Below are 13197 nucleotides of genomic sequence, written 5' to 3' on the forward strand. Positions count from 1 at the left end.
TTACGGGTTCGAAATGATCTCAATCGCGTGTCTACCGGGTAATTTCCGGCAAATGTTGCGGCGCAGTATAGACAGATTGTTTCGCGCCGCAAGGGAGCTTTTTGTGCGGCGCGCACCCGACTTAAGTCGGATCAGAAGACGGTCGCCCTCAACAGCGCCAAAACACCGCGTGACGCCCGTTAACGTCTCTTTTCGGCAGGCGCGCCCGAGAGCGGATGGTGGTTGAGGACCAGGGTCTTCATGCGTTCGCTGAGCACATGGGTGTAGATCTGGGTCGTGGAGATGTCGGCGTGACCGAGCATTTTCTGAACCGCGCGCAGGTCGGCGCCATGGTCGAGCAGGTGACTGGCAAAGGCATGCCGCATGACGTGGGGCGAAACCTTGGCCGGATCGATCCCGGCGGCAATCGCGAGGTCTTTCAGCAATTGCCCCACCCTGTGGCGGGTCAGATGCCCCGACTTGCCGCGCGAGGGAAAGAGCCAGGGAGAATCCGGCACGCGCAGCTTGAGGTTTTTTGCCTGCTTTGCGGACTGCTTGCTGATGAGAAAGCGCGCGCGGATCTCCCGGTAAGACGACAGGGCCTCGCGGGCCGGTCCGCTGAGAGGCACCAGACGTTCGCGCCCGCCCTTGCCCTGCACCAGCAGGACGCGGGGATCACGGGCGGTGGCGGAAAGCGGCAGGGACACCAGCTCGGAGACCCGCAGACCGGTGGCGTAGAGCAATTCAAGCAGGGTCACGAGCCTGATCCCCTCGGGTGAGCCGTCAGCGCGCGCCGCATCCAACAGGCGTTCAACCTCGGCCTCGTTGAGAATCTTGGGCAGGGCCCGCCCCTGACGCGGCGCCTCCAGACCGGTGGTGGGGTCGTCCGCGCGCAGGCGGTCTTCGTAGAGAAAGCGATAGAACTGCCGCAGGGCCGACAGCCGCCGCGCCGCCGTGCGCGGCGCCATGCCGCTGGCGGTCAGGAAACGCAGGTAGGCGCGCAGATCATCGGTCTGCGCATCGCCGAGGTCCCGGCCGCGCCCGGAGAGGAAATCCGCACAGTCTTCGAGGTCCCGGCGATAAGCATCGAGGGTATTGGCGGCGGCACCGCGCTCGGCCGCCAGCATTTCCAGAAAGGCGTCGCTGCCGGCGGGCAGACCTTTGGCCAGACCTGCGGACGGGCCCGCGGTCAAACCTGCGGAGCCCGCCTTGCCCATGGCTTAGAGCCCGCTGGCTTGGGCAGCTTCCATCGCCAGAGCGCGGGCCTCGCGGCTCAGCCCCAGGCGGCGAAGGCTTTCGATCGCCGTTACGATCGCGAGCAGGTCACCCTGGGCCAGGGACGGATCCCCGGCGCTCATGGCCGCCAGCAAAATGGTCTCACCCTTCCGGTTCGCCCGGCTGGCTTCCTCGAGTGCCAGAAGCAGAAGCGGGTCGCGGACCGCAGGCGTTTGTGTCTGAGTCCCGTCAATATCCGATCGCGCGGCGTCGAAGAGTGCGATCTCGGACCAGGAAGGGGTATCGCTCTCGCCCAATGCGCCCAGAAGCGCGCGCAGGAGGATAACCTGGCGTGCGGAGAGGCCCGGCGATGCAGCCACATCGCTCTCGCCGGATGCTCCGAGATCACGCAGATAACCGGCGCGCTGCGCGATCCAATCGGAAAAGCTTACGCCCGCAACGCTGTCCTGGGCAGCCGGGGACAGACCGGCCGCGCCCGGCTGTGCGGCTGCGATCCGGGTTGCGCCGCGCTTGCTGGCCTCGAGGTTCGAAAGATCTGCGCCCCCGCTCCCTCCTGCCTGTGCCGGACCCGTTGTGACAGCGCCGGAAAGCCGCCGGTATGGCCAGAGGCCGAGCGCAGCGCCCATGGCCTGGTCGTCGACCGGGGCGAGCCGGTCTGCCTGCGCGGCCCAGGCATCAGCCTGCTCCGTGCGGCCCGCGAGATAGAGCGCCCGTCCCGCCGTTTCGGCGAACCACACCAGGGCCCGGTTCGGCTCTATATCAGCCAGCAGCGGCAGCAGCAGTTTGTTTCCGACCGGCGCCAGCCCGTCTTTGCGCATCAGCGCAAAAGCTTCACTGAGAATTTCCGCGCGCGCGGCCGGCAGCTCCTGTTTGACCGCCGCCTGATAGAGCAGCGCACGGGCGCGGGCGCCGTCGATCACCGATGCCGCCTCAATCGGGGCGAAGAGTTCATCCGCGCCAAAGGTAAAGGTATTGTAGATTTCGCCCAAAGAAGAGGCGGGCAGGCTGCCGAACCTGACAGCCTGCTCGGCGGCAGCGGCCCGGTCCGGCAGCTCGTAAGCGGACGAAGCCGCCATCGCCGCCAGAACCGCCGGCTGCACCGACGTGATGTCCTCCGGTACGATCCGCTGATTGGTCGCGCGCGCCAGACTCATATGCAAAGTGGAGGGATCGGCAGCCGTCACGTCATTGACCGGACCGGCGATCGCAGCTTCAGCACCCTCGACCAGCATGAAGAACGTGGTGTCGTCTCCGCCCCCCTCGCGCAGGAGATCCAGCCCCAGGATCGCCCGTTTAAGATCGTCATCAAGGATCTGACAATACATCAGCGCCTTGGGCCAGAAGGGCTCTGCCGGATAGGACACAACCGCGTCACGCACGATTGCACAGGCGGACACATCCTCCTGCAGCCGCATGAGGGTTTCAACCTGCACCCGCGACATTGATTCGTTGACATCGCCGCGCGGCACCACGGCGAGCAGGTCCTTCAGCGCCTGAGTCTCGCCGAGCTCGGCAAGGGCCTCCGCGCGCAGCGACAGGAAGCCCGCATCTGAACCGCCATTGCTTCCGGCCAGAGTCAAACCTGTCTTCAGGCTTCCGGGTGGCAGGAGTTGTGCCAGCGCCGACGACGAGGGACTGTTCCCGCCCGTGGCAGATCTCGGCGCATCAGCCACCGAGAGAAGGGTACGGCGCAGGAGATCGCGCAGGGCGGTCGAGGATACGCCTTCGGGCGCAGTTCGCAAAAGACCCGCAATTGTCGCGCCGTCACTGCCGCGCCAGAGATCCGTGCCCAGTCCGCCACGCCCGGCATCGATCGCGCCGATAGAATTGGGATCAACGTCGGACAGCGAATCGATCTCGATGCCCTTCTTGCTCGGGATCGACGGCTGATTGCCGGGCTGTTTGACCGTCAGGCCTTCGATGGCCCTCGACGACGGCACATTCGGTGCCGGCGCGGAAGGCCGCTGGCCCGGCACCAGGGACACCGGCGGCGCCAGGCGCACGGGATTTCCGGGCTGTTGCGGAGCCGTCTCCTGCTGCGCCGTTACGGGAACGGCACCGAAACTCACACTCACGATCAGTGCGGCTGCAAAAGCAGCAAGGGCCGTAGACGGTGAAAGCCGGCGATCAGCGGGGAAAACGCTCATTGGAAATGACTTTTTCGACTGGGGCTGAGGGTGCCGGAATGTCCCAGGTCGTCAGGAACAGGGCACCCGCGCCGACCAAACCGAACAGCAGGACGACGGCGATTAGACTGACTTTTCTCATGGGCGGAACTGCGAGCTTTGGATTCGTGCAAAAACAAACAGTGGCATGCTTGGACTCTCTCGAAAAGAGCGGATCGCCGCTCGCGGTCATATTTCATGGAATACTTCAGCGTTCTAACCTCTCCACATCCGGTGATTCTATCGAACCGCGAAGGATCCGCAAGGATCCGGGATCGCAACAGAAGTGCCGTCGAGTAAGCCGCCGTCATCACCGGCCAAGTAACGCGCGAAGCTTGCATCACTCAGCCGAAATGACCATAACTTTGGAGTATGGCGACTTTACGGCAGTTTTCCTAGACTTTGGTCCAATTTGAGGGATCAGTGATAAGGGTGAATGACACCCCTTTATCGCACTCTGGGGTTAACGCGTGATTTACTATCCGCGACCCGACATACTATTGGTCCAGAGACCCTGGCGATGACACGGGTGATGGCGCTGGAGATGACGGGGGACAGGGCTTCCGCGGGAGCGCATCCGGTCCTTTGACACAAAGAGTTGATGCCAGGAACAGACGGTTCGAAGACGTGAAGACAGAGATGGCAGATCCGATACGCCAGGCGAGCGCGGCCAAAGGCGAGGCAGCAGCATTGCCCCTGCCAAGGGCGCTTGTCCTGGTTGGCCTGATGGGTGCGGGAAAGAGCTGTATCGGGCGACGCTTGTCCGACGCCCTCGGTTTACCCTTTGTCGATGCCGATACGGAAATCGAAACCGCAGCGGGCTGCACGGTGCAGGAGATCTTCGAACGGCACGGCGAAGCCGCCTTCCGCGATGGTGAGCGCAAGGTCATCGAGCGGCTTCTGGATGGTCAGCCTCAGATCCTGGCAACCGGCGGCGGCGCCTTCATGGACCCGCGAACCCGCGAAAGCATCCGCCGGCACGCGACCTCGCTCTGGCTGCGTGCGGACCTTGATCTGCTGGTGAAGCGCACCAGCCGCAGGAACCACCGGCCTCTGCTCAACAAGGGCAATCCGCGTCAAATTCTCGGCGCGTTGATCGATACGCGCTACCCCGTCTACGGTGAGGCCGACATCGTGATCGATTCCGTCGATGGCCCGGTCGAGAAAACCGTGCAGCGCGCGGTCGACGCCATTGCCGCCTTCCTGTCGGATCACCCGTCGGGACAGGCTGTCGCCCAAAGCGAAAGCAAAACACACCACACGGCGCGCAAGGCCGGGGAATAGCAGACATGACAACCATCGACACGCTCGAGGTCTCGCTCGGCGACAGGGCGTATGACATCAAAATCGGCAGCGGTCTGATCGCGCAGGCCGGTGGGCTGATCAAGCCGGTTCTGCGCCAGCCCTCGGCGGTCGTCGTTACCGACGAGAACCTCGCGGCACAGCATCTGCCAGCACTTGAAGCCTCCCTCACCGACGCCGGCATTGCCCATCGCAGCCTGGTGCTTCCCGCGGGTGAGGCGACCAAGTCCTTCGCCAAGCTGGAAGAGGTGATCGACCGCCTGCTGGAAGGCGGGATCGAGCGGGGCACGACCCTGGTCGCGCTGGGCGGCGGCGTGATCGGCGATCTGACCGGCTTCGCGGCGGCGGTGACCCTGCGCGGCCTCGACTTCATTCAGATTCCTACGACACTCCTAGCACAGGTCGACAGCTCGGTCGGCGGCAAAACCGGCATCAACACGGCACGCGGCAAGAACCTGGTCGGAAGTTTCCATCAGCCCCGCCTGGTGCTGGCGGATATGGATGTGCTGGAGACCCTGCCGCAACGCGAGTTCCTGGCCGGCTATGCCGAGGTGGTCAAGTACGGCCTGATCAATGACCCGGTCTTTTTCACCTGGCTCGAGGAAAAGGGTCCTGCCCTGATCGCCGGCGACCGGGACCTGCGGCGCGAAGCAGTGCTCGTCAGTTGCCGGGCGAAAGCAGATATCGTCGCCCAGGACGAGCGCGAGGCCGGATTGCGGGCTCTTCTGAACCTGGGCCACACCTTCGGGCACGCCTTTGAAGCCGAGGCCGGTTACGGAGGCGGTTTGATCCACGGCGAGGCCGTCGCGCTGGGCATGGTGATGGCCTTCGATCTCTCTGTCGAGATGGGGTTCTGCCCGCCGGACGACGCAGCGCGGGTCCGCGCGCATCTTCAGGCCTGCGGCCTGCCGGTCGCATTGACGGCCATCGGCGGAAACGCGCGCACCGGCGCCGGCTGGAACAGCGCGACACTGGTCTCGCACATGATGCGCGACAAGAAAGTCTCGGAAGGCCGGATCACCTTCGTGCTCGCACGCGGCATTGGCAAGGCCTTCCTGGAGCGCGACGTCGAACTGGAGAGAGTCGATGCGCTGCTCAAGACAAGCCTTGCGGCGTGATGTCCGGCTCAAAAAAGGCATAACCCGCAACAGATAAACTGCTGCCCAATCCACACTCACCCCGAGCCCTACTGCCAAGCACGCTCACGAAAAGGACGAAACAAAGCCCCGCTCATGGAAACTGAACTGATCATCATGTTGGCCGCCATCCTCGCCTTGTTGCTGATTTCGGCCTTCTTTTCGGGTTCTGAAACCTCCCTGACTGCGGCGTCACGGCCCCGCATGCACACCCTGGAGCAGGACGGCAACCCACGCGCAGGCGTGGTCAACCGTCTGTGGGACAGCAAGGAACGCCTGATCGGCGCCATCCTGCTGGGCAACAACCTGGTCAACATCTCGGCCTCGGCCTTGACCACCAGCCTGATGATCGGCTGGTTCGGCGAAGCCGGTGTGGCTTACGCGACCCTGGGCATGACCCTCCTGATCCTGATCTTCGCGGAGGTCCTGCCCAAGACCTATGCCTTGCACAACGCGGACAAGGCGGCCCTGACCGTCGCGCCGATCCTGCGCCCGGTCGTCCTGATCCTGGGACCGATCACGCTGACCATCCAGTGGATCGTCGGATCCACGCTGAAGATCTTCGGCATCGACCTCTCCGCCAGCCTTGCGCAGGACGTCGCGGAAGAAGAACTGCGCGGCGCCATCGATCTGCATTCAGGCATCGGCGAGGAAATCCGCCACGAACGCCAGATGCTGAGATCCATCCTCGACCTCGGCGATGTCGAAGTGGAAGAGATCATGACCCACCGGAAAAACGTGGTGGCCATCAATGTAGATCAGCCGGCTGCGAAAATCGTCGACGACATTCTTGCCAGTCCCTACACGCGGATTCCGCTGTGGCAGGGTGAAAGCGACAATGTCGTGGGCGTGCTGCACGCGAAAGCGCTGCTGCGGGCGGTCCAGGCAAGCTCCACCAACCTGGAGGGTCTTGATATTCTCTCCATTGCCGCCCAACCCTGGTTCATCCCGGAATCGACCGACCTGCTGTCACAGCTTCAAGCCTTCCGCAGCCGTCACGAACACTTCGCCATCGTCATCGACGAATACGGCGAGATGCTCGGGATCGTAACCCTGGAGGATATCCTCGAGGAAATCGTGGGCGACATTGCCGACGAGCACGACGTCGACATTGAAGGCGTCAAGGCCGACAAAGACGGTAGCCTGCTGGTCGACGGCGAGGTGACGATCCGGGACCTCAACCGCCAGTTCGAATGGTATCTTCCGGACGAGGAGGCCTCGACCATTGCCGGCCTGATCCTGCACGAGGCCCGGCGCATCCCCGACATCGGGCAGGTTTTCGTTTTCCACGGCTGCCGTTTCGAGATCGTCGGACGGATGCGCAACCAGATCACTTCGATCAAGATCGAACGTCTGGAGGATGAAGCAGATTCGGAAGGCGAGGAAGAGACAGCTGCTGCCGGTTGAGGTTACGCATACAAAAGACGGGCGCCGTCCGGTCCTTCCCGCCTCTTAAAGGAAATGTAATTTCTCTAACCATAACCTGGGCTCTGGGGAATGGCGCCAGGAAACGTCTCCGGCCTAGACATGAACTCAGCAGAGTGGCGGCAATGGCCCGGGTCAGTTGACGGCCCGCCAGACAGCACTATATTCCGCCCCTTAGACCAGGTTGCGCAAAAACGCGAGAGAAACCCGGCGCGACGCTGCGAAAACCTGCGAAACCCTGCGGCTCCAACAGTTACTTCGGAAGGATTACATGGCGCTCTCACCAGCAGTCGAACGCGAACTTCAGCACACACGGCGCTTCGACTTTAAGGGTTTCGCGCGCAAGGACGGTCTTTGGGATATAGAAGGTCATATGACCGATACCAAACCCTATGGCTTTCCCAATGACTTCCGCGGCTACATCGAAGCCGATGAGCCCCTGCACGACATGTGGATCCGCCTGACCATCGACGAGGAATTTCTGGTGCACGCCATCGAAGCGGTGACTGACGCCGGCCCCTACCAAATCTGCCCGGCAATAACGCCGAACTTTCAAAAGGTGGTTGGCTTGAGGATCGGGCCCGGATGGCGGCAGAAGCTGCGCGGCAAAGTCGGCGGCGTGGAAGGCTGCACCCATCTGGTCGAGATGCTGACGGCCATGGCGACAGTTGCCTACCAGACCCTCTATCCGACGCTCGCGAAAAAACGCCGGGAGTCGTCGCCTCCGGAGAAACCATCAAAGCCGCCGCTGCTCGACAGCTGTCATACCTTCCGAAGCGATGGCGAAGTCGCCCGCACGAGCTGGCCTGCCTTCTACACCGGCGACAAGAAAACTGGCGACAAGGAAACAGGCGACAAGGAAACAGGCAACAAAGAGACCGTGGGAGAGTAAGCGGCAAGGAAAGCAATCTGATCTCGCCCATTGAGCGGCGGTTGATCGTGCTTATGGGTCTGATCTAACTGTAAGATGTCGAATCGACCCTGTTTCGGTTTAGGAGCAGATTCACAAGAGTGACGGATCGCTTTTGGCAATTCTGTCCAAAACGCATCTACTCTAGGTTGGATCGCTATCAGAATCCGCGCCTTCGGACAACGTCCCATGTCCGGCGCTCACGTGCCCTTCCTCCGTCGCGGCAGCCATAAAATAGGCCAGAATAAAAACCCGGACCGCCGCCGTCAGACTCGATTCGTTCCGCCGAGCGTTGATCATGGTGCAGAGCTCGTTGGCATTCTTGGATTCACGTCGGCACACTTCCCCCAGTGCGTCCCACATAACCGGCTCAAGACGCAAGCTCGTCCTTCGGCCAGACACCAATATGTTCCGGCTTACCAGACTGCTCTCAGACCGCGCTTCCTGGTTCTGCCCGTCTCGTCCTTCCGCCCCTGACCGAGTCAGATTACTTCTCCTACCAACCACTCATACCGCCTGATACGCCGCCGCACTTATCCTTATGGGTGTATTTTACTTCAAATACACTATTATGAATGGATCATTTTTCGTCAATACCCACATTAGATGTATGATTAAAATCATAATACACTTTATTAGTGCAATTAAATTATCGCCTCGTGTATTCCGATGGCGCAAGCGTTTTTAACTGCAAGGCGTGAACAGTCTCGGCAAGCTCGTCCGCCAAAAGCGCATAAACCATGCGCTGCCGCTCGACCCTGGATTTACCGCTGAACTGCTCGGAGACGATTTCGACCCTGAAATGGGTCTGCCCGCCTTCCCGCCAGCCCGAATGGCCTTCATGTTTGTGGGAGTCGTCCACAATTGACAGATGCAAGGGAGAGAGCCCCGCCGTCAGTTTTTCGTTCATACGGTCAGTCACGGTCATTTTTGCCTACTCGTTAATTCAAGGTGGTTTGCCGTTAAGAGGGCCTTGCGGTCGGGAATGTCGGCTCTGCCGGTGCTTAATCTGTCTTTCGGGCCGAGGATCAGGCCCGGCGAAGGTCAAGACCAAGCCTTTCTATCAGTGCGACAGACGAACTGTATTTGATGCCGATCAATGCCACTAGAGCATATTCCGATCTTACGGACTCATCTGGTGGGTCAAAGGCGCTCAGTCGCACAGGCGTGTGCCCCGCGCGATGCGCGCGCACCGCTCTTCAAACCGCGCCGTGCCGGGAAATAAAATCACCCCGGTCAAATGAATCCGCGAGACCGGAACCTGCTCTGGCCGGGCGCCCTGTCGGAGCCCGGGTCCAGCGCGTGACCGGCATCGTGAATGTTAAGCGTAACATACGAATTTCGCGCTACAATCCTTGCCTCGCCCGGTTACCGCCTCCATAATTTACTGATGTCTCGTTCGACCCACAAATATCAGGGCACGCCTGACCCGCGGGCTGCCGCCGCCCAGTATGCCTGCCATTTTCCCGGCTGCGAGCTGGAAGGGCCTTACCGCGCGCCGAAGTCCCGGAACCAGCTGGACCGCTACCTTTGGTTCTGCCTGGAGCATATCCGCGAATACAATCAGGCCTGGGACTTTTTCAAGGGCATGAGCGAGCAGGAAATCGAACGGGAGCGCCGCGCCGATTCAGTCTGGCAGCGCGAAACCTGGCCCCTGGGCAAGGACAAGCCGCAGGCCAAGCGCTGGCGGGGCGAAAACCTGCATGACGATTTTGGAATTTTTGGCGACCAGGCGAAATCCGAAGCGCCAAAACAGCCCGTGAGTGAGGAAACCGAAGCTCTCCTGGCCCTCGGACTGAAACATCCCGTGACCTTTCAGGAAATCCGCACTAAGTACCGTGCATTGGCCAAAGAATTACATCCCGATGCCAACGGCGGTGATCCGGAGGCGGAGGAGCGACTTAAGGATGTCACACGGGCCTACGCCCTGCTTAAAGTATCTTTCCGCGAAAGCCCGTAGAAACCGGCTTCTATTCTTTTCGAACATCTCACCAACGGACCGTAACTTATGTCTTCAGCACCAGCCCTCGGCGGCTCAGAAATGCCCACTGCGGGACCGGATATCACTGTATCGGCACGTCAGACCTTCGGGATTGACAGCGACATGCAGATTCCAGCGTTCAGCCAACCCAACAGCTACGTCCCGGACACGGACGAGGCCTATCGGTTCGATCACGATACGACGCTTGCCATCCTGGCGGGTTTCGCCTTCAACCGCCGGGTTATGGTCCAGGGATATCACGGTACCGGTAAGTCGACCCATATCGAGCAGGTGGCATCGCGCCTGAACTGGCCCTGCATCCGGATCAACCTGGACAGCCACATCAGCCGTATCGATCTGATCGGCAAGGACGCGATTGTCCTGAAAGACGGCAAGCAGGTCACCGAGTTCCGCGAGGGGCTGCTGCCCTGGGCCCTGCAGCGCCCGACCGCTCTGGTCTTCGACGAGTACGACGCCGGCCGCCCGGACGTGATGTTCGTGATTCAGCGGGTTCTCGAAGTCGAAGGCCGGCTGACCCTGCTCGACCAGAACCAGGTCATCAAGCCGCATTCCGCCTTCCGGCTGTTCTCGACCGCCAACACGGTGGGACTGGGCGATACCACGGGCCTCTATCACGGCACGCAGCAGATCAACCAGGGCCAGATGGACCGCTGGAACATCGTGACCACGCTCAATTACCTGGAGCACGAAGAAGAAGAGAACATCGTTCTGGCCAAGTGCCCGGATTACGACAGCAAGGAAGGCCAGGAGACGATCGCGGCCATGGTCGCCCTGGCGGATCTGACCCGCAGCGGCTTCATCAACGGCGATATCTCGACGGTGATGAGCCCGCGGACCGTGATCACCTGGGCGCAGAACGCCAAGATTTTCGGCAACGTCGGTTTTGCTTTCCGCGTCACCTTCCTGAACAAGTGCGATGAGATCGAGCGCGGCGTCGTGACGGAATACTATCAGCGTTGCTTCGGCACCGAGCTTCAGGAAGGAAGTGCGTCGCTCGTTTAAGGAGAGACCGGTCAAGGTTAAGACCGCCGGACCCGCGAACGAAATCATCATCTGACTGCCGGAGGCGGCCAACAGCCGCCAAAGGACAGTCGGCAGGATGCAGAGCGCCAGGCAAAGACCATGGACAACAGCGAAAGCCCCATCGAGAAGTTCAAGCGCGTCACGGCGGCCACCATGCGCGCGATCTCGGAGCGTGAAGAAATCACCGCGGCCTTCACCCCGAGCGGCCAGGGCCTCTCGGGCACGGAGGTCAGGTTGCCGATGCCTGCGCGCGATCTGCCTGCCTCGGACGTTGCACAGGTACGTGGTCAGGCCGATGCGGTCGCCCTGCGCCTGAAGTACCACGATGAAAGTACGCACCGGGTCCAGCGGCCACAGCAGGATTCGGCCCGCGAGGTGTTCGATGCCGTCGAACAGGCCCGCTGCGAAGCCCTGGGCATGAAGCGCATGACCGGCGTCGCCTCGAATCTTGAAGCAACGCTCGCCGAACAATGCCACGCCAAGGGCCTGACCCGCGTGACAAGTCACGAGGACGTGCCTCTCTCAGAAGCCCTGCGGGTGCTGGCGCGAGAGGCCATCACAGGAACACCGCCTCCACCCGCTGCCCGTAACCTGGTCGACCTCTGGCGGCCGCATCTGCATGCGGATGTTCTGCGCGACCTGGCCGACATGGGCGCGAACGCGGAAGACCAGGAGTCCTTTGCCAAGGTGGTCAAGCAGATGCTGCGGCATCTGGATCTGGACGTGACCAGCGAGGACGATCTGGGCGACGATCAGGACGAGAACGAAGACGGCGACGGCTCCGAAGATGCGCCGTCGGATTCGCGGGGCGACGGAGAGGAACAGGAGTCGGCGGAAGACCAGGCCAGCATGGAAAGCCAACAGGGCGAAGCCATGGAGGACGATTCCGGCGAGGGCCAGGACGCAGACGCGGACGGCGAGATGATGGCCGACGCCGGCGAGGACCAGCCGGGTCAGCCGACGGAAACGCCGCAGCACCAGGATCGCCGGAACGCGCTGGATCAGGCGGCCTATCATCCCTACACCTCGGTCTTCGACGAAACCATCGATGCCGCCGAACTCTGCGATGCGGATGAACTGAACCGCCTGCGTCAGATGCTCGACCAGCAGCTCGCGCACCTGCAGGGCGTGATCGCGAAGCTCGCCAACCGCTTGCAACGCCGCCTGCTGGCCCAGCAGACCCGTAATTGGGACTTCAATCTCGAAGAAGGAATCCTGGACACCTCGCGCCTGACCCGTGTCGTGGTCAGCCCGACTCACTCGCTGAGTTACAAGCAGGAACAGGATATGGAGTTCCGCGACACGGTGGTCAGCCTGCTGATCGACAACTCAGGCTCCATGCGCGGACGGCCAATCACGGTCGCGGCCATGAGCGCCGATATCCTGGCGCGCACACTCGAGCGCTGCGGCGTGAAGGTGGAAATCCTGGGCTTTACCACGCGCATGTGGAAGGGCGGCCAGTCCCGCGAACGCTGGATCGCCGACGGGAAGCCCCCCAATCCGGGCCGGCTGAACGACGTTCGTCACATCATTTACAAGTCCGCCGATGCCCCCTGGCGCCGCGCGCGCAAGAACCTGGGGCTGATGCTGCGCGAGGGGATCCTGAAGGAAAACATCGACGGTGAAGCTCTGCTGTGGGCCCACAACCGGATCGTAACCCGTCCGGAGCAGCGGCGCGTTCTGATGGTCATCTCGGATGGCGCGCCGGTGGACGATTCGACCCTTTCGGTCAATCCCGGCAACTATCTCGAAAAACATCTGCGCGAAGTCATCTCTTACATCGAGAGCCGCTCGCCGGTCGAACTGCTGGCCATCGGGATCGGGCATGACGTGACCCGCTACTACAAGCGGGCGGTCACCATCGTCGACGCCGAGCAATTGGGCGGCACGGTGATGGAGAAGCTGGCAGAGCTCTTCGACGAGGGCGGCCCCAACGCCACCACGCATCATCATCGCCGGCGCAAGGTTTCCTGACCCGGGCCGGATCGGCCAAGAAACAGGCCCGTCAGACCTTTACCG

12 protein-coding genes are annotated in these 13197 nt (G+C 61.9%); 7 read left to right on the forward strand and 5 right to left on the reverse strand.

All coding sequences use genetic code 11. The features are described from left to right. Positions 1–179 precede the first annotated feature (179 nt). The 3 genes from FKG95_RS25015 to FKG95_RS29785 are packed head-to-tail and all read right to left on the reverse strand — an operon-like array spanning position 180 to position 3483. Positions 180–1196: a site-specific tyrosine recombinase XerD gene (locus tag FKG95_RS25015; protein ID WP_142899184.1), complete on the reverse strand. Its 1017-nt coding sequence runs from the start codon at positions 1194–1196 to the stop codon at positions 180–182. Between the two features lie 3 nt (positions 1197–1199). Beyond that, entirely contained in the window at positions 1200–3362 is a 2163-nt protein-coding gene (locus tag FKG95_RS25020; protein ID WP_142899185.1) for a hypothetical protein, read from the reverse strand. Further along, entirely contained in the window at positions 3343–3483 is a 141-nt protein-coding gene (locus FKG95_RS29785; protein ID WP_179954275.1) for a hypothetical protein, read from the reverse strand. Before FKG95_RS29785 ends, FKG95_RS25020 begins: the two co-directional genes overlap by 20 nt. A 536-nt stretch (positions 3484–4019) precedes the next feature. On the opposite strand from FKG95_RS29785, the gene FKG95_RS25025 reads away from it, so the two are divergent. The 4 genes from FKG95_RS25025 to FKG95_RS25040 all read left to right on the forward strand — a co-directional run bounded on the left by FKG95_RS25025 (position 4020) and on the right by FKG95_RS25040 (position 8135). After that, entirely contained in the window at positions 4020–4664 is a 645-nt protein-coding gene (locus FKG95_RS25025) for a shikimate kinase (protein ID WP_142899186.1), read from the forward strand. Between the two features lie 5 nt (positions 4665–4669). After that, on the forward strand, positions 4670–5800 hold the full coding sequence (gene aroB, locus FKG95_RS25030) for a 3-dehydroquinate synthase (RefSeq protein WP_142899187.1): 1131 nt from the start codon (positions 4670–4672) through the stop codon (positions 5798–5800). A gap of 114 nt (positions 5801–5914) precedes the next feature. Continuing rightward, a complete protein-coding gene (locus FKG95_RS25035) occupies positions 5915–7225 on the forward strand; it encodes an HlyC/CorC family transporter (protein WP_142899188.1) in 1311 nt (436 codons plus the stop codon). Positions 7226–7514: 289 nt separating this feature from the next. Beyond that, a complete protein-coding gene (locus tag FKG95_RS25040; protein WP_142899189.1) occupies positions 7515–8135 on the forward strand; it encodes a DUF2889 domain-containing protein in 621 nt (206 codons plus the stop codon). Positions 8136–8297: 162 nt separating this feature from the next. Here the strand turns inward: FKG95_RS25040 and FKG95_RS30370 are convergent, their stop codons facing one another. Both FKG95_RS30370 and FKG95_RS25050 read right to left on the reverse strand, forming a co-directional pair. After that, on the reverse strand, positions 8298–8660 hold the full coding sequence (locus FKG95_RS30370) for a ribbon-helix-helix domain-containing protein (protein WP_281281500.1): 363 nt from the start codon (positions 8658–8660) through the stop codon (positions 8298–8300). 142 nt (positions 8661–8802) lie between these two features. Continuing rightward, the gene (locus FKG95_RS25050) at positions 8803–9081 is read right to left on the reverse strand and encodes a BolA family protein (protein ID WP_142899190.1); all 279 of its coding nucleotides are present in this window, start codon (positions 9079–9081) and stop codon (positions 8803–8805) included. A gap of 462 nt (positions 9082–9543) precedes the next feature. Between FKG95_RS25050 and FKG95_RS25055 the strand changes: the two genes are divergently transcribed. From FKG95_RS25055 to cobT, 3 genes are all read left to right on the forward strand, one after another. Beyond that, entirely contained in the window at positions 9544–10113 is a 570-nt protein-coding gene (locus FKG95_RS25055) for a J domain-containing protein (RefSeq protein WP_179954276.1), read from the forward strand. 48 nt (positions 10114–10161) lie between these two features. Further along, on the forward strand, positions 10162–11157 hold the full coding sequence (gene cobS / locus FKG95_RS25060) for a cobaltochelatase subunit CobS (protein WP_142899192.1): 996 nt from the start codon (positions 10162–10164) through the stop codon (positions 11155–11157). Positions 11158–11277: 120 nt separating this feature from the next. After that, positions 11278–13152 carry a cobaltochelatase subunit CobT gene (gene cobT / locus FKG95_RS25065; protein ID WP_142899193.1) on the forward strand — a complete coding sequence of 625 codons (1875 nt, stop codon included), beginning with the start codon at positions 11278–11280 and terminating at the stop codon, positions 13150–13152. Positions 13153–13197 lie beyond the last annotated feature (45 nt).

Source organism: Denitrobaculum tricleocarpae (assembly GCF_007004665.1).
GTDB lineage: Bacteria > Pseudomonadota > Alphaproteobacteria > Kiloniellales > Kiloniellaceae > Denitrobaculum > Denitrobaculum tricleocarpae.